This is a genomic window from Cupriavidus campinensis, assembly GCF_905397395.1.
GTDB lineage: Bacteria > Pseudomonadota > Gammaproteobacteria > Burkholderiales > Burkholderiaceae > Cupriavidus > Cupriavidus campinensis.
The window spans coordinates 137,664-159,747 of sequence record NZ_CAJPVH010000001.1 but is presented as its reverse complement, the minus strand read 5'-3'; the positions used below and the strand labels follow the sequence as shown (position 1 = coordinate 159,747).

The following is a 22,084-nucleotide window of genomic DNA, read 5'->3' as shown; positions in this document are numbered from 1 at the left end:
AGTACGACATCACCTAGCGTGGACATTACCCAGTGGGCCGAGGGCGTAAGCGACTGTCGCGAGCGCGTGGCGCTGGACAAAAAGAATCCCGAAGGACGCTTCGTCCATTGGGTTAAGCGCTAAGCGAGGTGAATAATGGCCGTCATTTCAGACAAGGTTACCGCCTACGATGAATTCAATTTCAAGGTGCCCGATGATCAATTTCCGAAGGAGGGCATGTCAGCGCGTGCAGCGGCCGCGGTGGTAATCAGTGAAGAATGGACCGACGCGAATCCGATGCTGAATATGTCGTCTTTCGTGACGACGTGGGCGGAGCCGGAGGCGAGAGAGGTTGCTGCGCGCAACATCTTCAAGAACTATATCGACCACGATATGTACCCGCAGGTCTTCGCGAACGAGCAACGGATGGTGCGCTGGCTGCATCAGCTCTGGAACGGGCCCAAAGGTGCGGAGCCCTATGGCACGGCGACCGTCGGCTCGTCCGAGGCCTGCATGCTTGCGGGCCTCGCGCACAAATGGAACTGGCGGCAGAAACGCCAGGCGGAGGGCAAGGACGCCACGCGACCCAATATGGTGACGGGCGGCAACGTGCAGATTGTCTGGAAGAAATTCCTGCGCTATTTCGATGTCGAGCCACGCATCGTACCGCTCAAGCCAGGTAACTATCGGCTGACTGCCGAAGACCTTGACAAGTACGTTGACGAAAACACGATTGCTGTCGTCGCGATTGCTGGACAGACATTCACCGGGGAAGACGACGACATCCAGGCCATTCACGACTGGCTGGACGCCTACGAGCAGCGCACAGGCATCTCGGTGCCGATGCATATCGATGGGGCTTCCGGCGGCTTTGTGAACCCGTTCCTGTACCCCGATTACAAATGGGATTTCCGTCTGCCACGGGTGTTATCGATCAATGCCTCGGGCCATAAGTATGGGTTGACGCCGCCGGGGCTGGGATGGGTGATTTTCCGCGAGCGCAAGATCTTCAACGAGGATCTGGTCTTCTATGTGAATTATCTCGGCGGGGAGATGCCCACCGCCACGCTCAACTTCAGCCGCAACGCGTTCCAGGTCGCCGTGCAGTACTACCTCTTCCTGCATCTCGGCTTCGATGGGTATCGGCGGGTCATGAAGCACACCTTGGACAACGCGATTGCATTGCGCAAGGTTCTGGTCGAAAGCGGGTATTTCGACATCATGAACGAGAGCCAGCGCATTCCGGTAGTGGCTGTGACCCTGAACAAGAAGTTCAAGAATTTCAACGAATTCGACGTCTCGAACAAGGTAAGGGAGCGCGGCTGGGTATTGTCTGCCTATACGATGCCGCCGAACGCGGAGTCGGTGACGAGCCTGCGCGTTGTCATTCGGCCGCACATCAATCACACCGTGGCGATGTTGCTCGCGCAGGATATCGTCAAGGCCTGCCAATACCTCGAAAAGAATGGCGGCAATGCGAAGCCTCCCATGCTCCACGCCAAGGAGAAGACAACGCAGGTCAAGTGCTAGTGGGAGGAGTGGAGGGGCCTATTGGCCTCTCCCTGCCTATATTTCCTCCCTCTGCGCCTCGATGCGTCCGTCCCGGATGGCTGCGAGAAAGGCTCGATAATCTCCGCGATTCTGCGAGCAGTACTCTGTGGCGAATTCGCAGATGGCGTCGTCAAACGTTTGGCCGGAGCCCATGTATCCGGCGATCACGGCGGCATCCCCGGAGCGCGCATGGGCGCGGGCCAGCGCGTGGGCGCACATCCGTCCATACTGGCGAAGCATGCCGGTGTCCCAGTCTTCAATCACCGCGCTGAGTTTCATGTCGCGCAACTGTCGGACGAAGAAGTCGCGGCCGTTCTTGCCTCGGGTCCACCCAAGAAAGACGTCGCTGGCCGCCTGCATCAGGCGCTGCCCGGCGACGACGCGCTCGCCATGATTCTCATGCTGGCTCGCGCCCGCGTACGGTTCCAGCACCGATGCTCTTGCTTCCTTTACCTGCAGGAAGATGGGATCGTTATCGGACGCCAGGAACAGGGCGACGGCGCACATTGTGCCGACGCTGCCGACGCCAACCACCTTGACGGCAAGATCCACAAGGTGAAAGCGGTCGAATAGCACGCGGGTGTGGGCCGGCAGGCTGTCGCGATAGACCGACAGCGCCTCGGAGAAACCTGATGCCATGCCGGGCGCCAGTTCCTCTGTCGGATGGAAGATCAGCGGTGGCTCGTCCTTGATACGCGGCGTGGTGCCCGCATCCGTGACGAGCTTCGGATAGAGGTAGTCCGGAACCGATTTGCGTCGTTCCGCCTCGAGGCGCTCGGCCAGACGCTTGCGCGCCTGCGCAACCACCGCGGGGTCGCCATTACGATCCTCATACTTCTGCAGATCAATCCTGTCGTACCAGACGTCCAGCGATCGCATCCAGCCATAGTTGAACATGCGCTCGCGATACTCCCTGACCAGGTCGGTCACCACGCGGGCCGCGTCGGCCTTTGGCAAGGCAAGATGTTCGGCGGCGATGGCGGCGCTGGCCGCCAGACGCTTGAGGTCCCACTCGAATGGCGCCGGCAGCGTTTCGTCGAGATCGTTGATATCGAAGATCACGTTGCGCTCTGGCGTGGCGAACCCCCCGAAGTTCATGAGGTGCGCGTCCCCACACGCCTGCACGCGGATACCACTGGTCGGTGTGGTGCTGAGGTCCGCCGCCATGATGGCCGCCCCGCCTCGATAGAAGGCAAACGGGGAGGCCGCCATGCGGCCGAATCGGATGGGTACCAGCTGGAGGATCCGCCCCTCATTCGATGCCTTCAGGCACTCCACGGGATCGATGCGGTTTGGCGGGGGATGCCAACCGGCCTGCGATGCGCGCGGGGCCATGTCGCGCAGGGCGCGGCCTTTGGCGGCGCGTTCGTCCGCCGTCAGGTAACCCGCCGGATGTGTCGGGACTGCGGTACTCATCTGGCGTTTGTCTAGTTTCGTCATCCCGGACTCCTTTTCTCAAACCGGATCGCCCCGCAGCAAGGCCGGCTCGCGCTGCGCTGTTTCGTATCCATGATCGCTTTCCACGATATCGGCGACTGACGTCTGCCGGTCTATCTCGCCCACACTGTGGTCCAGCCCTTCCGCGCGAAGCAGGGTTCGCGCCTCGCCGAGTGCGCCTACGAGCCGTAGCTGTACGCCCGCCGCATGCAGCTCGTCGGCAAGGGCGGCCAGCATGCGTGCCCCCGCGATATCCACGGCGGGAGCGGCCGAGAGGTCGCAGATGACCCGCGACAACGGTCCTGCGAACTTGCGGCACTCTTCGCGAATGCGGGCACGGACGTGGTCGACGTTGAAATAGAGCAGCGAGGCCTCCGGGCGCAGCACGAGCGTGTGCGGCACGGGTTCGTTCTCTGGATGGCGCTCAGCGTCTGAAAATGCCCGCGTACCCGGTATCCGTCCCAGCACCGCAACATGCGGATGCGCGGCGCGCCGGATGATCAGCACCATTGAAACCAGCACCGCGATGATCACGCCTTTCAGGATGCCGAGCAGAAGCACGGCGGCGAACGCCACCATGGAGACCACGAACTCGAACCGGCTCACGCGCCAGACGTGGCGAAGCTCCGTCAAATTGACCAATCCCTTCACTGCCACCAGGACGATGGCTGCCAGCACGACAGTGGGCAGGTCTGCCAGCAGGCCCGTGAGGAAGATCAGGCACAGCGCAACCGCGATGGAGGCGAACACGAGTGCCAGTGGGGTCTTCGCGCCGGCCTGGTCATTGACAGACGACTGGGAGAGTCCGCCTGCGACCGGGTAAGCCTGGAACAGTCCCGCCGCCAGGTTCGCCGCACCCAGGGCCAATAGCTCCTGCCGCGCATCGATCTCATACTGATGTGCCTGCGCAAGTGCCCGCGCGGCCGATACGCTCTCTACGTAGGATAGGAGCAGGCATGCAAAGGCCAGCGGCACGATGCCGTCAACGTCCCGCAGCCGCAACTCCGGCACCCGAAATGCTGGCAGGCCCTGCGGTATGGCCCCCACCACCTTGAACCCTAGCGGCTCCAGCGAGGCGATCGACGCGATCACAATGGAGACCATGACCACGGCGAGTGCAACGGGCTTGCCGGGCAGGAATCGTTCCCCCAGCAGCAGTACCACGATGACTGCTGCGCCAAACGCCAGCACTGTGATGTTGGTATGTGGAAGCTGGGTGGCGAGGATTTCCACGCGCTCGAAGAAGAACTCGCCCCCGCCTTTGACACCAAACAGTTTTGGCAGCTGGGTCAGGGCGATGGTCAGGGCCGCGCCGGCCTTGAAGCCCAACAGGATGGTCTCGCTGATGAAATTGACGAGTGAACTGAGTCTCAACAGCCATGCCAGGAAACACATCACGGCGATCAGCACGGCAGTCAGCGCGCAAATGGAAGCCCAGCGCGCCGGGTCTCCGGCGGCCATCCCGGCCACGGTGACGCCAACCAGCATTGAAATGGCCGATGTCGGTCCAATCGCGAGCTGGCGCGATGTGCCGAATACTGCATAGAACAGGCCGCCGACCAGGTAGCAGTAGATGCCGTACTCCGGCGGCAATCCGGCAAGCGAGGCATACGCCAGGGATACCGGAATGCCATACGCGGCCAGCGTGACACCTGCCACCGCATCGTGTGGAAGATATCCCCACGAATAGTTGGACAGCCATTGCCATGGCGGAAACACAGCGCGCCAGCCAGTTGACGACGGCGCCGGTGGTTGCGATGCGTCTGGATTCGCGAGCTGCTCGCGCATGACGTCCTCCCCATCTTCGTGGAACCGACCCCGACGCGGCTCTGGCCTTCGGGTATATGAAGAGATCTGCGCTTTATTCGCAGGACGGGTTTAGCGGTGCTTCGGTACGATTGACAGCATCTAGCAGCAACTTGCTACGGGCACATAACAGGGTTTCGTCGAAGCGTGCCCTGGCATCGCTAAGGCCCGCCACGTCCTGGTGCTTCGCGCGTGGAGACTTAAGCAGCATATCGATCTCCGCATGAAGTTCGTCACCCAGATCGCGCACGAACTCCGGACGCAACATGCCCTGCGAGATCAGGTGAGACAACTGATAGAGGAGGGCGCTCAGACCCTCGGCGTCCGAGGCCGGGCCCTGCTGTCGAGGGCTGTTGCGCTTGTGCATACATCGTCTCCTGCCTGTGTTTCGCTACTGCAGCGTCGCCAATTGGCAAACAGACGTTCTGGTATGCATGTCATCTGCTGCGTTCGATCGGACGTCTGTCGAACAGTCGCGACTGCTTTCCATGAAAAGTAGGCGACATTCACAGGCTATCGTTGACGCAACGCAAGCCATCGAAGGGCGGCGGGAGACGTGGCACATCCTTCCCGGACTAACGACCACGATCCGGGCTTCGGGCGTCGAAATGCGTCACCACGTGCTAGTGACGTGGAACGTACTCGTCGTGAGTGGATCCGCTGCGGGAGCTCCTGGTCAGCCCCTTCAGGCGCCGAACAGGATCTCCGCCACCTTCCCGGCTGCTGCCTCGAGCAGCGGGCGGCGTGCCAGCATCTCGTCAAGCGGCAGACGCGCGGTCGGCGCATGTACCGCCAGCGCGGCCAGCACCTTCCCCGATGCATCACGTACCGGTACGGCCATGGCATTGAGGCCGAGCGAGTCCTCTTCCTGGTTGATCGCATAGCCCTGGCCGCGGATGGTGGCCAGTGCGGCCTCGAGGTCCGGCACGGTGACCAGCGTGTTGCGCGTGAAGGCGGCAAGTTCCAGGCGCGGCAGCAGTTCCCGCCGCTGGGCGCCTGGCAGGTGAGCGAGCAGCAGTTTGCCGATGGCGGTGCAGTGCGACGGGACGCGGCTGCCGGGGCGCAACTGCACGCGCAGTGGCCAATGACATTCCACGCGGTCGACGTAGAGCACCTGCTCGCCGTCGAGCACGCCGATATTGCAGGTCTCGCCGATCTCGGCTACCAGCTCGGTCAGGATCTGGCGTGTGGCCAGTGACTGGCGCGGTGCCGACAGTGCCGACACGCCGATCTGGCGCAGGCGCGCACCAAAGATAAAGCGGTCACTACCGGTTTCACGTGCGATGAGCCCGAGCTCCTCAAGCTGGCGCACCACACGATGGACGGTCTGCTTGGGCATCGTCGTGAGTTCGGCGAGCTCGCTAAGACTTAGTGCGCGCACGTGTTCGCCCAGTGCTTCCAGAATGCCAACGGCCTTCTCGAGCGCTGAGCCTGTGGTGCGGGTGCGTTCGTTCTCTTCCATATCGATCATCAACAAAGGCCTATCGCCACAAGGGCGCCAGCGTCAGCAATGCTGACGCGCACAATACCAGCAGTACATACCTGCGAAAGCCATCGGCACCGCCTAGCGCAAACAGCCGCTCGCCGGCCATATGGCCCCCGATCATACCGACGCCAGCAATGGCGTAATCGCTCACGCTCATCACGCCAAACGCGCCGCGCATGCCGAGCGTGGTCACCGAGACCATGCCGAGAAGCAGGAATACCGATGTCGCGGTCAGCCGGGCCTGGCGTGGCTCCAGGCCGGGAATCGCCATCAGGCCCGCCATCAGCGGCGGCCCCGATACGCCGGCCATGCCCTGTGCCACGCCGGCGCAGACACCCACCACCATGAGTCGGGACGGCGTCATCGTGCGGATCAGCCGCCGGCCCGCCACGATGATACCGATCGACAGTAACAGGATGCTTGCCAGCGCGACGCGCATTGCGGGCTCTGGCAACCACTGCATCAGCGCGAGGCCGGGCACCATGCCGACCACGCCTCCCGCACAGATGCGCGCCAGCAGCCGCCAGTCGAGCAGCCGGTACTCGCCCGCCACGATTGGCAGCGTGCTCAACGTTTGGAACAGCACCGCGATCGCGACCGCCTGCGCCGGTGACCATACCAGCGACAGCAGCGGAACCGCTACCAGAGAGAAGCCAAGTCCCGATACCGCGCGCACGAGTGTGCCCGAGAATACGATCGCGGTGGTGGCCGCCAGCGGCATCCAGCTCGTGCTAGTCATTGGACCGTTTGCGCAAGATCGATTCGACGCGTGCGGCCGCTTGCAATAGCGCGGCATCCTCGCCAAGGCGGCCGACCAGTTGAACGCCAACCGGCAGGCCATCGCGCTCGCCGACGGGCAACGTCAGCGCGGGGAGGCCGGACAGTGTCCACAGGCGCTGTGGCGCACGCGAACCGGACCCCTCGGCAAGCAGCGGAGCCACGCCAATCGTGGCCGGCGCCAGCGCGACCTCGCCGGGACGCAGCATGGCATTGAGCCGCATGGAAATCGCGGCCTGCTGCGCGATGGCCTCATCGAAGCGCACGGCACTCACCTGATCGCCACGCTCGACCATTGCCATCAGCTTCGCCGACACCTGGCCTGCCGGCGCGGCGCGAAGCGTTGCGCCATGACGCTGGGCGAGTTCGTAGGTGAGCAATATATCGGTCAGTTCAGCCTCCACCGCCACGATATCGGCGTCGATCGTGAGTGGATCGAGACCGAAACCCGCACCGCGCAGGTACTGATAGCACGCATCGAGCGAAGACGATACCGGTGCCGATACCTCCTCCGGGAACCACGGCTGCAACACCCGCAGTGCCAACGGCGTGTTCCCGGACACTTCGGCCGGGCTATCGGTCAACACGTGGTCCGCCGCCATCACATCCGCCACGCTAGCGGCCAGCAGGCCAGGGTGGTCCAGCCGCGCGGACAGGCACAGCATGCCCGTGGTCGGGTAGCGCCCGAAACTCGGCTTGAATCCCACTACGCCGCAATATGCGGCGGGCCGGATGATCGAGCCGATGGTCTGTGTGCCCAATGCAAGCGGCACCAGGCCCGCGCCCAATGCCGCTGCCGAGCCGCTTGACGAAGCGCCCGGAGAGCGCAGCGCGTCGCGCGGGTGCACAGTGGCCGCAGCGGCTGCGAGCGCGTACTCGGTGGATGCCGTGATGCCAATCGGCACGGCGCCGGCATCTATCAGCCGCTGCAACAGCGCGGCATTCCCGGCGGGCCTTCGCCCGGCATGCAGTGGAGATCCCCAGGCGCAGGGCTGACCCGCCGCATCGATGACCTCCTTGACGGCCACCGGCACGCCATGGAGCGGCCCGTGCGCATCGGCGGAGAGGGCGTCTAGTTCGGCTGCGCGACGCATCGCGCCCAATGCATCGAGTTCGACAAATGCGCGTAGCGTACGGTTACGCTGCCGCGCGCGGACCAGCGCGGAAGCGATGCGCTCCTGCACGCTGGCCGGGGGGTACGACGAATTAAGGGCTTCCATGTTCCTATCAGTCCGACACCATCGCGGGTGCGGTTCCATACGTCTTGCGCAACTCATCGTCAAGCGCGGTCAGGATGGTTGACTCCAGTTCACGGAAGCCGGGCGTGCCCAACGTCCGCGGGTACGGCAGGTCGACATGCTGGTCGAGCTTGATGCGGCCCGGCCGGCTGGTCATCACCACCACGCGCGTGGCCAGGAACAATGCCTCCTGCACCGAATGGGTCACCAGCAGCACGGTCTTGCGGTGCTCGCGCCAGATCCGCAACAGTTCCTGCTGCAGGAAGCCACGCGTCAGCGCATCGAGCGCGCCGAACGGCTCATCCATCAGGATCGTGCTCGGCTCCGTGGCAAACACGCGCGCCAGCGCCACACGCTGTTTCATGCCGCCAGAGAGCGCATCGGGCCGCGCGTTGCCGAATTCGCCGAGACCCACCAACTCGAGGTAGCGGTTGGCAATGGCTTCGCGCTCCTTGCGCGGCACGCCCTGCTGACGCAGCCCGAAAGCGATATTGTCCCGGATGTTGAGCCATGGGAACAACGCGTACTGCTGGAACACCATGCCGCGCCGCATATCGGGACGGGTCACCTTTTCTTCGTCCACAAGCACCGAGCCCGCGCTTGGCGCCTCGAAGCCGGCCACGATATTGAGCAAGGTGCTCTTGCCGCAGCCGGACGGGCCGATCAGCGCGACAAACTCGCCGGCGGCGATGTCGAGCGACACCGGCCGCAGGGCTTCGACCGCTTCACCGGCACGCGTGTGGTAAAGCTTGGAGACATTGTTGATGACCACGCCTTCACGGGTCGGGTTGGACACAGCCTGGTCCATGTTCACTCCTTGAAGCCCAGCCGATGGCCAAGCATGCGAAAGCCGGCATCGATCAGGATACCGAGCAGCGCGATGATCACCATGCCCGCCAGCACCTGGTCGGACCGCAGGATCTCCATGCCATTGGCGATCAGGTAGCCGAGTCCCTTGTTGGCGGCCACCAGTTCCGCCGCGATGATCGCGGCCCAGCCGATGCCGAACGAAATCCGCAGGCCCACGAGGATGGTCGGCATTGCGGCCGGCAGGATGACCTGCCAGAACAGCCGCGCGTCCGAATTGCAGCCGAGCACGCGCCCGGCACGCACGAGCACAGGATCGACGGCCTTCACGCCCGAGACCGTGTTCAGCAGGATCGGGAAGAAGGTGGCGATAAAGATGATGAAGACCTTGCCCGCCTCGCCGATGCCGAACCAGAGGATCGCCATTGGAATCCAGGCCAGCGGCGAGATCGGCCGGAACAGCTCCACCAGCGGTTCGAGCACGCTGGCAAGCCGCGGCCGCGTGCCCTGCAGCAGCCCCAGCGGAATCGCCACGAGCGCCGCCAGCAGCCAGGCCGCCAGCACGCGGCCGAGGCTGGCGCCGATGTCGCGGAAGATCGTGCCGGACGCGAACAGGTCATACAGGGTGTACGCGGTCAACTCCGGTGAGGGCAGTACCGCCGGACTGGGATGGGTCATGACCACCACGGCTTCCCATACCAGCACCACGGCGATCATCGCCGCAAGGTAAGGGAACACGCGGCTGGCCACGGACCGGGAAAGCGAAACCATCAGCAACTCCTTTGCGACGATGGACGATCAGGGCTTTTCGGCGGCCAATGCCTGGCGTGCCGGCTCGGGCGCGAGCTTTGGCTCGTCACCTTCCTGCAGGATGGAAGCCTGCTTGAGGAACGACGCGTAGACTTTCAGGGTTTCGGCATCCGGCACCATGTCGGTCGAATAGACCGAGATGCCTTCCTTCAACGAATACTCGATTACCTTCGGCGGAAAACCGATCTCCTTGGCCCACATCTCCACGGCCTTCTGCGGCTCCCTGTTGATCAGCTTGATGGCGCGGATCTGTGCGGCCATGATGTCGCGCACGAGGTCTGGGTGGGCATCGATAAATTCGGTACGGCCATAGAAGCCGTCACCCACGTAGTGACCACCCTTGAGCGGCAGGATTTTCTCGGCCTTGAGCAGCACGCGCGTCTTGCCGCCAGCGAGTGCCATCGAGATGTGTGGATCCCAGGTAATGCCGGCATCGACACTGTGCTGCTCCACCAGCGTGCCTACCTGCGAGCCCGAGGTCTTGAACAGTTGCACGTCGGACGCTTTCAGGCCCGCTTTCTGCAAGGCGTTGAGCAGGAGGGGATATTGCTGGGAGCCCTCCCCGGGATAGGCAATGCGCTTGCCTTTGAGGTCGGCGATTGTGCGCACCGGCGAGTCGGAAGGCACCACGATGGCGGTCTGTTCGAGAATCGTGATACCAAGCAGTTTGGCCGGCAGCCGCGCCGAGGCCACCACGGCCGGGCCCATGCCTGCCGAGGCCAGGTCGAGGTTGCCTGCCGCCATCGCCTGATTCTCGGGCGCGCCGTACGGGAAGCTGTGGAACTTGAACGTGACGTTGTACTTGGCTTCCAGCGGTGCCAGATAGCCGGCGGCCTTGGCGATATAGATGGGCTGCGTGGCGGGTTGCACACCGATATTGACAACTTGCGCAGCCCCTGCGGAGAACGTGGTGGCGGCAAGCGCCAACCCAAGTACGTCGCGTGCGCGACGGGTGACGGAACGGAGAAACATGCTGACTCCCTGGCGCACGTCAGTGGGGTGCGCAAATGGTTGAACGACTTTTTAAATTTTCGGGACCATACGTCCCAAAAATTTGATTTTTCTTATGCAAAAGTCGGGCCAACCCGAAAACCACCGGGAGTCATTCCATCAAAGCGGCGGATTGGCGAAAAAAGCGGAGGACTGGTGCGCCACGGCCCCTTTTTGGGGCCACGCTTTGGTGCATCGGCGATTTGGCAAGCCGGTTGCGTTTCCCGAACGCCACATCGCATTACACCGAAGGACCGAACGATGACGAAGTACCTAATCTCCTTTCCTGGAAAGGCAATGGCAGTCCCCGCCGAGGAATTTGCCGCGGTGGGCGAAGCTGCGCGCGAGGTCATACGCGAGGCGAAGGCTGCTGGTGTATACGTGTTCGGGGGCGGCATCAACGCGGATGTCGCACCACTCATGGTCGCCCCAGACGGCACAGTCACAAGCGAAACCTATCCCCAGACGAAGGAGTTCGACGGCGGCTTCTGTGTCCTGGAGCTCCCGTCGCGCGAAGCCGCCATCCAGTGGGCCGCACGGATCGCCAAGGCTTGCCGCTGCGCGCAGGAACTCCGCGAGTTTGGGTATGACCTGGAGAGCTGACGGGCAGGGCCCGTATCCGCTGCGATCGCCAGGCGACCGGCTAGCTTCTGCGTTCGGCCAGTTTCGGCTATTCGCGGCCAGCTTCCAAATGGCCGGAGCGGTCAAGGAACCGCCGTCGGCAAGTGCCGTGCATGTCACACATCGATCACTGCGCGATCTCGCCGATATAGCGCCTGGAAGTACGTTTCTACCGCGAGAGCCATGATCCGGGGGCCGGGATGCGACATTTGAATTCAGCCCAAGTACGACATTAGGAAAAACGGCCGATCTCCGTTGCACTGTCGGTCGAGTGTCCCCGTCCCGCATTCATTCAGCCGCCCCCTCCAGAACAGCGAGCGCCGCCGCGCAGGCCCCGCGTAGCTGCTCGCGCATCAGGTCCTGAACGTCGGCGGACTGCAGAACGATCGCGTCGCGAATGCGGACGGACTGGTCGAACGAGGCGCGCATGCGGCCCCCGCGAACCATGGCGATGCGGCGCAGCCGCCTGACCGGTCCCATCAGGCTCAGATGGGTTTCCTGCAGCGTTCGGTTGTCCGCGATCGCCATGATGATGGTGTAGAAACGGTCGAGCGCATCGACGTAGCTTGTCGCATCGCCCGCATCCACTGCCACGCGCATTGCGGTCAGGACATCATCGAGCTGGGCCGCGCCCAGCGGCGTGATGCGCGCCGCGGCTTCCTGTACCGCGAGGCATTCCAGCGCTGCCCGCACCGTATAGATTTCCTCCACATCCCTGCGCGTGACTGTTCGCACATGCGCGCCGACGCGAGGCAGGATCGTCACGAGGCCTTCGCGTTCCAGCTGGACGAACGCTTCCCGCATGGGCGTGCGGCTCACATTGAGCTGTTTGGCGATCTGCACCTCCGACAGCCGGCTGCCCGGCGACAGTACCCCCTCCACGATTGCCTCACGCAACGCAGGCACGACCAGAGCTTCACTCAACGAGTCGCTGAACCCCGCCGGCGTCCGCAGACGCTCGTGATACTTGCTCGCAATGGCTTCCAGCGTCAGCGCCTTCCCTTCGGTTCTCGATGCAGACATTGACTTCTCCCAGATCTTTGCATACCCTGTATACAGGGTATTCGAAGTATACACCATTGCACCTTTGGGGGCCATATGGCACCAGCATCGTTTTCACCGCCAGTGCTGATCGAACGCGCTGGCGGCGTCCTGACCTTCGTCCTCAATCGTCCAGAGGCGGGAAACGAAGTGTCGGCGCCCATGTTCGAGGCGATGGTGGCTGCGCTGCGCAGGGAAGTCGAACGACCGACCGCGCGCGTGTTGCGCCTCCGCGCGGCAGGCGAGGTCTTCTGTGCGGGGCGCGAGCGAGCGGGGCGCGACGCGGAGACCCTGCACGCCGAAGTCAGCCGCCTCATCGAACTGAAACGCTTGCTGCGCTCCACCTCGCTCATCTCCGTCGCGCAGGTACAGGGCGACGCGCTGGGATTCGGGTTCGGCATCGCGATCCTCTGCGACTTCACGCTGGTGTCGTCGCGCGCGTCCCTCGGCTTTCCCGAAATGCGCAAAGGCCTGCCGCCAGCCGCCATCATGGCCTACCTCGGCAACTACGGCCGCCCCAAGCAACTGTTTCCCATGCTGCTGTTCGGCGACGCCATGACGCCCGCCGACGCCCTGCAGGCGGGCCTGGTCACGCAGATCGCGGCGCCGGCACGCCTGCAGGCAGAGACCGACGCGCTGATCGCGCGCGTGGTCGGCATTGACGACGCCGGTGCGCGCCAGTGCAAGGCGTTTTTCCAGGCCGCGCAAGAAGGGTCGGTCGAGCAGAACTTCCGTTGTGCGACGGAACTGCTTACCGCTACGAGCCTCCGCATCATGCAGCGTGCCGGTCATTAAAGGATATTTCCATGGACTTCGACAATACATCGCGCCATGAGGCGCTGCTCTTCATCGATGGCGAGTGGGGGCAGGCCCCTGACGGACGTACGCTGGAGATCGTCAATCCGGCCACGGGCGATGCCATCGGCGTGCTCGCCGTGGCGTCTTCACACGATGTGGACCGCGCGGTCCGCGCGGGGCATGCGGCGTTCGAGAGCGGGGTGTGGCGCGACATGCCGATCCCGCAGCGGGCGCGCGTGCTCGATCGATTCGCGGACCTGTTCGAGGCGGACCTCGAACACCTCTATCAACTCGAAACGCTCAACAACGGCAGGCCGATCAACGAGACGCGCGCGCAGATCGCACGCCTGCCGCAGTTCTACCGATATTTCGCCGCGCTCGCGCTCACGCGCCGCAGTGACGTCATTCCGGTCGAAAGTCCTTATCTCTGCTACACGCAGCGCGTACCGCTCGGCGTGGTCGCCTTGATGACATCGTTCAACCACCCGCTGATGATCCTGTCCAAGAGCCTCGCGCCCGCTCTGGCCACGGGCAACAGCGTGGTGATCAAGGCGTCCGAGCAGACCCCGCTCACCACCGTGCGGCTCGTGCGTCTGTTGAGCGAGGCGGGCGTGCCAGACGGCGTGGTGAATGTGGTGAACGGTGTGGGAAGTGAAACCGGCGCGGCGCTGGCCAGCCATCCGCTGGTGCGGAAAATCGTCTTTACAGGAGGCACGGAAGTCGGGCGCGCCATCGGCGAAGCGGCGGCGCGCAGCTTCGCCATGACGACGCTCGAGTTGGGCGGCAAGGGTGCCGCAATCGTGTTCGACGACTTCGATCTGGAGCGCGCGGTCAATGGTGCGGCGTTCGCCGCCTTTATCGGTGCCGGACAGACCTGCGTCTGCGGCGCCCGCATTCTCGTGCAGCGATCGATCTATCGCGCATTTCTCGAGCGCTTCCAGGCGAAGGTGGCCGCCATTCGCATTGGCGACCCGTCGGATGCCCAAACGCAACTCGGCCCGGTGATATCCGAACGGTCACGCCGGCGCATCCTCGCCATGCTCGACCGCGCGAAAGCGGACGGCGCGAAGGTGCTGACAGGCGGCTGCGCACCGGCCGCTTTCGCGCGAGGCTTCTATCTTGAACCGACGGTCTTCTACGACGCCGACCCGCAATCCGAGATCTGTCAGGAAGAGGTATTCGGGCCCGTGACGGTCGTGATGCCGTTCGAGGACGAGGCCGACGCACTGCGCATCGCCAATGGCACGCGGTTCGGCCTCGCGGCATCGGTGTGGACGCGGGACGTAGCACGCGCGCATCGGATCGCCGGCAAGCTCGAGTTCGGCCTGGTCTGGATCAACGACCATCACCGGCTCGACGCGGCCTCGCCGTGGGGCGGTTTCAAGCAGAGCGGTGTGGGTCGTGAGACCGGCGTCGAGTCGTTCGACCAGTTCAGCGAGCCACGTGCGGTCACGATCAACACCTCCGGGAAGACGACGGACTGGTATGCCGAAGATGGCGAACCGAAGCGCCTGAACTGACCGGACGACGACGCACGGCGACAGGCTTTCGAGGAGCACGCGTGGATATGGACCTGCTGGACGCATCCCCGGAGGATCGCCGCAAGCCAAGAGTGGCATGCCGGCGGCTCGCGCGCGAGGGCACGACGCTCGCACTGGCCCTGTTGCTCGGCGCGTGCGCCGTTGGCCCGGACTATCGCAGGCCTGCGGTGGAGATCCCGCAGAGCTTCAAGGAAGGCGTCAGCTGGCAGCGCGCTCAGGCGAATCCGGAGGCGTCGATATCGAGTACGTGGTGGCGCCAGTATCGGGACAACACGCTCGATGGACTCGTCGAGCGCGCGCTGGATGCCAACCAGTCCATCGTAGCCGCCGAGGCGGCGTATCGCGTGGCATTGGCGACTGTGCAGGTGAACACTGCCGCGCTGTTTCCGATCGTGACGGCGGGGGCGTCCGGCGCGCGCACCGGCACCGCTACGGGCGTGACCCAGGCCGGGGCAGGAACCTCATCGATCGGCAGGACGGCGAGTACCGGTGTCTTCAACAGCGTGAGCGCCAGCGCTTCGGTATCGTGGGAACTCGATCTATGGGGCGCGATCCGACGCCAGATCGAGTCGGCCAAGGCCAGCGCGCAGGCCAGTGATGCCCTGCTTGCCGGTGTGCGGCTATCGATTGCAGCCAGCGTCGTGATCGACTATCTGGCACTGCGGCAGGCCGACTATGACATCCATTCGCTGGAGCGGCAGCAGGACATCGACCGCAGCATTCTCGACATCACGCAGGCATCCTTCCGCGAGGGAGCGTCATCGAGCAATGACGTACTGGTCGCGCAGGACGTGCTCGATGCGGTGGTCGGGAACCTGCAGGCAGCAAGGATCGCACGCGAACAGGACGAGCATGCGATCGCCGTGCTGACGGGCGTACCGCCGGCCGCATTGTCGATCGCGCCGGACCCCGCGTACGCGTTCCGCGCACCGGATGTGCCGCTGGAACTGCCATCGCAGTTGCTGGAGCGGCGGTACGACGTGGTCAGTGCCGAACGCCTCGCCGCCGCTGCCAATGCAAAGATCGGCGCGGCGATTGCGGCGTTCTTCCCGACGCTGACGCTGTCCGCACAGGGCGGCTTCCAGAGCAATACGTTCGCGCGCCTGTTCTCATTGCCGAGCCACTTCTGGACGCTCGGTCCCGATGTCGCGGCGACGATCTTAGATGCGGGAGAGCGCAGTGCCGAGGTGAGCGTGGCACGCGCGAGCTACGACCAGCAGGTGGCCACGTATCGCAATACGGTGCTGACCGCATTCCAGAGCGTCGAAGACAGCCTGTCTTCGCTCAACCATCTCCGCGCGCAGGCGGCGTCCTCGGCGGACATACTGGCTCGCAACCGCCAGCTATTCGCCAGCGTGCAGGCGCAGCGCCGCATCGGCACCGCGAGCGTCGAGGATCTGCTCGATCAGCAGCTCACGCTGATCGAGGCGGAGCAGAGCTTGCGCGATACCCAGTCCGCGCTCGCGCAGAGCGAAGTCACCCTTATCAAGAACGTCGGCGGCGGTTGGGAGGCCTTGCCATGAAGTTGTCTCCATCCAGGGCGCTGGTACTCATTCTGGGCGCGGCCATGCTCGCTGCCTGTTCCCATAGCACGCCACCGGCACCGCCGCCTCCGACGGTGGACGTCCTGACCGCGCACGCGCAAAGCATCCCGCTGATTCGTCAGTTCGTTGGCCGGCTGTCCCCGTTCTACAGCGCCAACGTCACGGCGCGCGTGTCGGGCGTGCTGGACAAGCGCGTCTATGCCGAGGGCACGGCAGTGCGGAAAGGGCAGGTGCTCTTCGAGATCGACCCGTCGTTCTACAAGACGCAGCTCGACAGCGCCGTGGCGCAGCTCGCGCAGGACCAAGCGACCTATGTCGACGATCGTGTCACCGCCGAGCGTAACCGCGCGTTGCTGCCGGTGGGATCGATATCGCAGCAGACCGTCGATAACTCGGATGCGGCTGAGCGCAGTGCCGCCGCGCGCGTACAGGCGGATCGCGCGTCGGTGGAGAGCGCGCGCATCAGTCTCGGCTACACCCGGGTGACATCGCCGATCGCCGGTATCGCGGGGCAGCAACTCGTGACGGCAGGCGCGATCGTCGGCAACGGCACCAACGATGCCGGTACGGCGGGCACGTTACTCACGACCGTCCAGCAGATCGACTCGGTCTACGTGAACTTCACCATGAGTTCGGCCGACCTGACGTCGCTGCGCCAGTCCGCAGACCATGGCGGCGTCGATCTGGTCAGCCAGAATGCGACGACGGTGCAAGTGAGCCTGCCCAACGGCGCGCCCTACGATCACACTGGCACGCTCGACTTCTCGGACGTGGCCGTGAACGCGACCACCGGCGCTGTCAACCTGCGGGCGCTGGTCTCCAATCCCCGGCACCTGCTGCTGCCGGGGATGTACGTCACGCTCACGGCAGACTTTGGCCGTCAGAACGATGTCTTCCTGATTCCACAGCCCGCGCTGCTGCGCGATACCCGCGGGGCTTACGTACTGGCGGTGGGCGCCAATGACAACGCAGTGCGCAAGGATGTCGAGACAGACGGCAGTCAGGGCACCGACTGGATCGTCACCAAAGGCCTCGCTCAGGGCGACCGGATCATCGTCACGGGTCTGCAGGCCGTACGCGAAGGCGGCCAGGTCTCGGTGCGCAAGTAGGAGGTATGCATGGCTGGCTTCTTCATCGATCGACCCGTATTTGCGTGGGTCGTCGCTATCCTGATCTCGCTGTTCGGTGCCATTGCCATGCGCAGTATGGGCATCGACTCGTATCCGGAGATCGCGCCGCCGCAGGTGACCGTCACGGCCAACTATCCTGGCGCCAGCGCGGCGACGATGGAATCGACGGTGACGCAGGTCATCGAGCAGCAGCTCACCGGCATCGACAACTTGCTGTACTTCAGCTCTAAATCGAGCGCCAACGGCCAGACCGTCATCACGCTGACGTTCGCCACCGGCACCAACCCGGACATCGCGCAGGTGCAGGTGCAGAACAAGGTGACGCTGGCCACGCCACTGCTGCCCGCGCAGGTAACCCAGCAGGGCGTCGTCGTGGCCAAGGCCAGTCCGGACATCCTGATGTTCATTGCCTTGCGCTCGAACAGTCCCGCGGTAGACGCGCCGCGGCTGAGCGACATCCTCGCGTCGCAGATCCAGCCGGTGATCGGGCGGATCAGCGGGGTGGGCAACACGACGCTGCTCGGCTCGGAATATGCGGCGCGCATCTGGATCGATCCCGACAAGCTGCAGGGCTATGGGCTGTCGACGACGCAGGTGCTGAACGCAGTCAATTCCCAGAACGCACAGTTCGCGGCGGGGTCGCTCGGTGCGGACCCGGCCGTGAAGGGGCAGGTCTTCACGGCAACGGTATCCGGCGACAGCCTGTTCTCATCGCTGCAACAGTTCCGCGACATCATCCTGCTGTCGAGAAGCGACGGCACGACGGTGCGGCTCTCCGACGTGGCGCGGGTCAGCTTCGGCGCGCAGACGTACGGTATCGCACCGGTCTATGACGGCAAGCCCGCCGGTGGGATGGCGGTCTTCCTGCTGCCCGGTGCCAACGCGTTGTCGGTCGCCAATGCGGTCAAGGCACAGATGGCGTCGCTTGCCCGGGATCTGCCCGCCGGGGTGACGTGGAGCGTGCCCTATGACACCACGCCATTCATCACGGCCTCGATCACCGATGTGGTTCACACGCTGATCGAAGCGATCGCGCTCGTGTTCATCGTGATGCTGGTGTTCCTGCAGAATCTCCGGGCCACCATCATTCCCACGCTTGTCATTCCCGTGGCGCTGTTGGGCACGTTCATCGGCCTTTCGCTGCTGCACTACACGCTCAATCAACTTACGCTGTTCGGCATGGTGCTGGCGATCGGTATCGTGGTCGACGACGCGATCGTAGTGATAGAGAACGTCGAGCGCATCATGAGCGAGGAGGGCACCGAGCCCAAAGCCGCCACGCACAAGGCCATGCGGCAGATCACGGGCGCCATCATCGCGATTACGGTGGTGCTGTCAGCGGTGTTCGTACCGTCCGCGCTGCAGCCAGGCGCGACGGGCATCATCTACGCCCAGTTTGCATTGACCATCGCCGTGTCGATGATCTTCTCCGCGTTCCTGGCCATGTCGTTCACGCCGTCGCTGTGCGCCGCCATCCTGAGGCCGGTCCACCCCGACAATAAAGGACTGGTCTTCCGCTGGTTCGATCGCGGTTTCGGGTGGATGTCGCGCACCTACATTGGCCACGTCAGCCGCGCCGTCCGTCATGCGCCGCGATGGATGATGGGCTTCGTGCTGTTCGTCGTGCTGGCGGGCTTCCTGTACACGAAGCTGCCAACAGGCTTCGTGCCGGACGAGGATCAGGGCTTCATCCTCGTGCTCGTGAACCTGCCGTCGGGATCGACGCTCGCCAGCACGAGACGCGTCATGGGCGAAGTCCGCGACAAGCTTCTCCACAGCCCGATCGGGAAGGACATCAATGCCATGTTTCAGCCGGTCGGCTTCAGCTTCGTCGGCACGAGCGAGAACGTCGGCATGACGTTCATCAAGCTGACCGACTGGAGCCAGCGATCGCAGAGCGCGATGGCGCTGATTCCGCAGGTCAACCAGATCCTGCATGGCGTCACCGAGGCGCAGATCTTCGCGACCGATCTGCCGACGATCCGCGGATTGAGCCAGTTTGGCGGCATCGACATGTACCTGCAGGCGAGGAGCGGGCAGTCGCGTGACCAACTGGAGGCCGCCGAGAAAACACTGCTCGAGGAAGCCGGCAAGAGCCCCGATCTCTACGGCATCCGCGCCAATTCGCTGCCGAGCGCGCAGCAATTGCACATCGCGGTGGACCGCACGCAGGCGGAGTCCATGGGACTGTCGCTGACGGATGTCTACAACACGATTCAGATGGAACTGGCGCCGTTCTTCGTGAACCAGTTCACGTACGGGGGCCGCGTCAAGCGCGTGTACATCCAGGCGGACGCGCCATTCCGCATGGGCATCGATGCGTTCCGGCACCTGTTTACGCCCGCGCCTAACGCTGCCGGCACGACGAACGCCGGCTCGCCCGCCACAGCGGCGACGCATGCACCGGTGAACCCATCGGCGGCCAACACGCTGGTCAGTCCTTACAACATCGTCCCGCTATCCAGCGTGGTCAGCACCAACTGGGCGGTCGCACCCACTGTGCAACCGCGCTATGACGGCTATTCCGCTATCGAAATCGTGGGCAATCCGGCATCGGGCTATTCGACAGGGCAGGCCATGCAGGTGCTCCAGAACATCATCGACCAGAAGCTGCCGCCGGGCTTTTCTGCGGACTGGACGGGGCAGTCCTATCAGGAGCTGCTGGCTGGATCCTCCGCGACCACGCTGATGGCGCTCTCCATCGTCGTGGTGTTCCTGTGCCTCGCCGCGCTCTACGAGAGCTGGTCGATCCCTGCCTCGGTACTGCTGGTAGCCCCCATCGGGATGCTCGGCATGCTGGTCTTCTGCCTGTGGCAAAACGTGCCGAACGACATCTACTTCAAGATCGGCCTCGTCACCGTCATCGGCCTCGCCGCGAAGAACGCCATCCTGATCGTCGAATTCGCAGTCGAAGGACAGGCTCGCGGACTGAGCCTTTATGACGCGGTCGTCGCTGCGGCAAGGCTGCGCCTGCGCCCGATCCTGATGACCTCGATGGCGTTCATCCTCGGTGTGTTCCCCCTCGTGGTATCGACGGGCGCCGGCGCGGCGTCCCGCCATGAACTCGGCATCGGCGTCATCGGCGGGATGCTCGCGGCGACGGTACTTGGACTGCTGTTGATTCCTGTGTTCTATGTCTCGGTCAGGCGAGTGCTCGGAGACAAGCTCGACACGCCTGCCGGAACGCGCGAGGACGCTTGACGGGAGGTCCCGGAAGCGAGCGGACTTTGGCGCATTGCCCGCCAGATCCCGCGGGTAGGAAACGTGGTGTGCTTCGTCGGAATCGTGGGCGAGTCCATCTCGCTCGACGAGGCGCGTCGTACGGCAGTGGCGTCGACGCTGCGCGCGCTGGCGCTGATCAAAAAAAGCTGCGGCACGCTCGACGCCATCCAGGCCGTGCCGCGCATCAACGTATTCGTGCGAAGCGCGCCGGACTTCACGATACAAAGCGAAGTCGCCGACGGCGCCTCCGACGTCTTGTATTCGGTGCTGGGCGAGGTCGGCATACATACGCGCTCGTCCATCGGTGTCCTGCAATTGCCGTAGGGCGCATCGGTGGACGTGGATTTCATTTGCACCGTGCGGCCGGCATAGCGCAGGGGATCGGACAAAACGCGGCAGGGCACGGCGCAAGCGCGCCGTCCATCTCGGAATGCATCGTGATCTTGCATACGAGGTTGCAGCGTCGAGGGAATATTGCCCCCCCGTCAAGTGTTTACAGGAGGGAGCACGATCTTTCGACAAGGAGTCGCCGTGCACGACTTTTCGCTCTGGTCCTATGCTGCCCGACGGCGCGTGATCGCCGGGATCGTCTTTGCCACGTTTTCCTTGCTGGCAGGAGCCGTCGGTCAGGCGCGACCGACCGACGTGGACTTGCTGCCGGCGCATTATGTCCTGCAGCGTGCAAACGTCTTCTTCGATGTGAACGTGTCCCACAAACCGCTCCGGATGCGCTTTACGCGCGTGGACGCGCAACTGGAGCGGGGCGTCAGCGGTGACTATGCTCAGGTGGCGGTCAAGATCGACGTCGCGAGCGTAGAAACACGCCCACGCTTCCTGTCACCCATCGTACGGGGCAGTGGCATGCTTGACGAGGCTCACTACCCCGAGATCCGCTTCGTCAGCACTCGGTTTGTGCGAGATCAGGCGGGCAGTGGCTGGCTTCACGGAGACTTGACGATGCACGGTGTCGTGTGCCCGGTAGATTTTTTGGTTACGCAGGTCCCCGGCGCCATACAACCACCGAACGATGGCCCGCTGGAATTCGCGGCGTCCGGAGACATCAGCCTGCAGAAGTTTGGTCTGTCGACGTGGTTCCCTGGAGTAAGCGACGCTGTACACGTGACGATTGACGTCGCGTTCGCACAGGCGCCTTGAGGCGTTCTAGGGCAGTGGGCGTCGGACATCGAGTTGATGCCGCGCAGCCGCAACGTTCGCCTGCCCTTTGACTTGAGCGGATTCGTAGATGAGCTGCTCCGCCATTTCCAGGGCATCATCGACCTCGATGCCCAAATATCTCACCGTGCTC

19 protein-coding genes are annotated in these 22,084 nt (G+C 63.9%); 9 read left to right on the top strand and 10 right to left on the bottom strand.

What is annotated here, in order from left to right; genetic code table 11:
* Window positions 1–135 precede the first annotated feature (135 nt).
* Entirely contained in the window at window positions 136–1,509 is a 1,374-nt protein-coding gene (locus tag KHO18_RS00715) for a glutamate decarboxylase (RefSeq protein WP_144198345.1), read from the top strand.
* 36 nt (window positions 1,510–1,545) lie between these two features.
* Here KHO18_RS00715 and KHO18_RS00710 read toward each other — a convergent pair whose 3' ends face one another.
* The 9 genes from KHO18_RS00710 to KHO18_RS00670 form a co-directional block, all read right to left on the bottom strand.
* Window positions 1,546–2,970 (bottom strand): DUF2252 domain-containing protein, encoded by a 1,425-nt coding sequence (locus tag KHO18_RS00710; protein ID WP_144198346.1) that lies wholly within the window; start codon window positions 2,968–2,970, stop codon window positions 1,546–1,548.
* Window positions 2,971–2,985: 15 nt separating this feature from the next.
* Window positions 2,986–4,755: a SulP family inorganic anion transporter gene (locus KHO18_RS00705; protein ID WP_211942591.1), complete on the bottom strand. Its 1,770-nt coding sequence runs from the start codon at window positions 4,753–4,755 to the stop codon at window positions 2,986–2,988.
* A gap of 73 nt (window positions 4,756–4,828) precedes the next feature.
* On the bottom strand, window positions 4,829–5,140 hold the full coding sequence (locus KHO18_RS00700) for a hypothetical protein (protein ID WP_144198348.1): 312 nt from the start codon (window positions 5,138–5,140) through the stop codon (window positions 4,829–4,831).
* Window positions 5,141–5,458: 318 nt separating this feature from the next.
* Window positions 5,459–6,244 (bottom strand): IclR family transcriptional regulator, encoded by a 786-nt coding sequence (locus tag KHO18_RS00695; protein WP_144198349.1) that lies wholly within the window; start codon window positions 6,242–6,244, stop codon window positions 5,459–5,461.
* Window positions 6,245–6,254: 10 nt separating this feature from the next.
* Window positions 6,255–6,998, bottom strand: coding sequence for a sulfite exporter TauE/SafE family protein (locus tag KHO18_RS00690; RefSeq protein ID WP_186296854.1), 744 nt, complete (start codon window positions 6,996–6,998; stop codon window positions 6,255–6,257).
* On the bottom strand, window positions 6,991–8,256 hold the full coding sequence (locus KHO18_RS00685) for an amidase (protein WP_211942590.1): 1,266 nt from the start codon (window positions 8,254–8,256) through the stop codon (window positions 6,991–6,993). Before KHO18_RS00685 ends, KHO18_RS00690 begins: the two co-directional genes overlap by 8 nt.
* A 7-nt stretch (window positions 8,257–8,263) precedes the next feature.
* A complete protein-coding gene (locus KHO18_RS00680; RefSeq protein WP_144198352.1) occupies window positions 8,264–9,082 on the bottom strand; it encodes an ABC transporter ATP-binding protein in 819 nt (272 codons plus the stop codon).
* 2 nt (window positions 9,083–9,084) lie between these two features.
* The gene (locus KHO18_RS00675; protein ID WP_144198353.1) at window positions 9,085–9,852 is read right to left on the bottom strand and encodes an ABC transporter permease; all 768 of its coding nucleotides are present in this window, start codon (window positions 9,850–9,852) and stop codon (window positions 9,085–9,087) included.
* Between the two features lie 27 nt (window positions 9,853–9,879).
* Window positions 9,880–10,863, bottom strand: coding sequence for an ABC transporter substrate-binding protein (locus KHO18_RS00670; protein WP_144198354.1), 984 nt, complete (start codon window positions 10,861–10,863; stop codon window positions 9,880–9,882).
* Window positions 10,864–11,178: 315 nt separating this feature from the next.
* Here KHO18_RS00670 and KHO18_RS00665 point away from each other — a divergent pair, with 315 nt between their 5' ends.
* Window positions 11,179–11,484, top strand: coding sequence for a YciI family protein (locus KHO18_RS00665; RefSeq protein WP_244844412.1), 306 nt, complete (start codon window positions 11,179–11,181; stop codon window positions 11,482–11,484).
* Between the two features lie 306 nt (window positions 11,485–11,790).
* On the opposite strand, the gene KHO18_RS00660 is transcribed toward KHO18_RS00665, so the two are convergent.
* On the bottom strand, window positions 11,791–12,525 hold the full coding sequence (locus tag KHO18_RS00660; RefSeq protein ID WP_144198355.1) for a GntR family transcriptional regulator: 735 nt from the start codon (window positions 12,523–12,525) through the stop codon (window positions 11,791–11,793).
* 75 nt (window positions 12,526–12,600) lie between these two features.
* Here KHO18_RS00660 and KHO18_RS00655 point away from each other — a divergent pair, with 75 nt between their 5' ends.
* The 7 genes from KHO18_RS00655 (at window position 12,601) to KHO18_RS00625 (ending at window position 21,933) form a co-directional block, all read left to right on the top strand.
* Window positions 12,601–13,338, top strand: coding sequence for an enoyl-CoA hydratase/isomerase family protein (locus KHO18_RS00655; protein WP_144198356.1), 738 nt, complete (start codon window positions 12,601–12,603; stop codon window positions 13,336–13,338).
* An 11-nt stretch (window positions 13,339–13,349) separates the two neighbouring features.
* The gene (locus tag KHO18_RS00650) at window positions 13,350–14,861 is read left to right on the top strand and encodes an aldehyde dehydrogenase (RefSeq protein ID WP_211942588.1); all 1,512 of its coding nucleotides are present in this window, start codon (window positions 13,350–13,352) and stop codon (window positions 14,859–14,861) included.
* A 47-nt stretch (window positions 14,862–14,908) separates the two neighbouring features.
* Window positions 14,909–16,405, top strand: coding sequence for an efflux transporter outer membrane subunit (locus KHO18_RS00645; protein WP_144198358.1), 1,497 nt, complete (start codon window positions 14,909–14,911; stop codon window positions 16,403–16,405).
* Window positions 16,402–17,535 (top strand): efflux RND transporter periplasmic adaptor subunit, encoded by a 1,134-nt coding sequence (locus KHO18_RS00640; protein WP_211942587.1) that lies wholly within the window; start codon window positions 16,402–16,404, stop codon window positions 17,533–17,535. Before KHO18_RS00645 ends, KHO18_RS00640 begins: the two co-directional genes overlap by 4 nt.
* A gap of 9 nt (window positions 17,536–17,544) precedes the next feature.
* Window positions 17,545–20,757 carry an efflux RND transporter permease subunit gene (locus KHO18_RS00635; protein WP_144198360.1) on the top strand — a complete coding sequence of 1,071 codons (3,213 nt, stop codon included), beginning with the start codon at window positions 17,545–17,547 and terminating at the stop codon, window positions 20,755–20,757.
* A gap of 33 nt (window positions 20,758–20,790) precedes the next feature.
* Complete coding sequence (locus KHO18_RS00630; protein ID WP_144198361.1) at window positions 20,791–21,102, top strand: RidA family protein; 312 nt, start codon at window positions 20,791–20,793, stop codon at window positions 21,100–21,102.
* A 207-nt stretch (window positions 21,103–21,309) separates the two neighbouring features.
* A complete protein-coding gene (locus KHO18_RS00625) occupies window positions 21,310–21,933 on the top strand; it encodes a YceI family protein (RefSeq protein WP_244844407.1) in 624 nt (207 codons plus the stop codon).
* Window positions 21,934–22,084: the final 151 nt, after the last annotated feature.

Bases quoted from the DNA above. Each gene is read 5' to 3' on its own strand.
- KHO18_RS00670 (WP_144198354.1), bottom strand. From the start codon at position 10,863: ATGTTTCTCCGTTCCGTCACCCGTCGCGCACGCGACGTACTTGGGTTG.
- KHO18_RS00640 (WP_211942587.1), top strand. From the start codon at position 16,402: ATGAAGTTGTCTCCATCCAGGGCGCTGGTACTCATTCTGGGCGCGGCC.
- KHO18_RS00655 (WP_144198356.1), top strand. From the start codon at position 12,601: ATGGCACCAGCATCGTTTTCACCGCCAGTGCTGATCGAACGCGCTGGC.
- KHO18_RS00710 (WP_144198346.1), bottom strand. From the start codon at position 2,970: ATGACGAAACTAGACAAACGCCAGATGAGTACCGCAGTCCCGACACAT.
- KHO18_RS00700 (WP_144198348.1), bottom strand. From the start codon at position 5,140: ATGCACAAGCGCAACAGCCCTCGACAGCAGGGCCCGGCCTCGGACGCC.
- KHO18_RS00665 (WP_244844412.1), top strand. From the start codon at position 11,179: ATGGCAGTCCCCGCCGAGGAATTTGCCGCGGTGGGCGAAGCTGCGCGC.
- KHO18_RS00705 (WP_211942591.1), bottom strand. From the start codon at position 4,755: ATGCGCGAGCAGCTCGCGAATCCAGACGCATCGCAACCACCGGCGCCG.
- KHO18_RS00690 (WP_186296854.1), bottom strand. From the start codon at position 6,998: ATGACTAGCACGAGCTGGATGCCGCTGGCGGCCACCACCGCGATCGTA.
- KHO18_RS00660 (WP_144198355.1), bottom strand. From the start codon at position 12,525: ATGTCTGCATCGAGAACCGAAGGGAAGGCGCTGACGCTGGAAGCCATT.
- KHO18_RS00645 (WP_144198358.1), top strand. From the start codon at position 14,909: ATGGACCTGCTGGACGCATCCCCGGAGGATCGCCGCAAGCCAAGAGTG.
- KHO18_RS00675 (WP_144198353.1), bottom strand. From the start codon at position 9,852: ATGGTTTCGCTTTCCCGGTCCGTGGCCAGCCGCGTGTTCCCTTACCTT.
- KHO18_RS00685 (WP_211942590.1), bottom strand. From the start codon at position 8,256: ATGGAAGCCCTTAATTCGTCGTACCCCCCGGCCAGCGTGCAGGAGCGC.
- KHO18_RS00680 (WP_144198352.1), bottom strand. From the start codon at position 9,082: ATGGACCAGGCTGTGTCCAACCCGACCCGTGAAGGCGTGGTCATCAAC.
- KHO18_RS00715 (WP_144198345.1), top strand. From the start codon at position 136: ATGGCCGTCATTTCAGACAAGGTTACCGCCTACGATGAATTCAATTTC.
- KHO18_RS00650 (WP_211942588.1), top strand. From the start codon at position 13,350: ATGGACTTCGACAATACATCGCGCCATGAGGCGCTGCTCTTCATCGAT.
- KHO18_RS00695 (WP_144198349.1), bottom strand. From the start codon at position 6,244: ATGATCGATATGGAAGAGAACGAACGCACCCGCACCACAGGCTCAGCG.
- KHO18_RS00635 (WP_144198360.1), top strand. From the start codon at position 17,545: ATGGCTGGCTTCTTCATCGATCGACCCGTATTTGCGTGGGTCGTCGCT.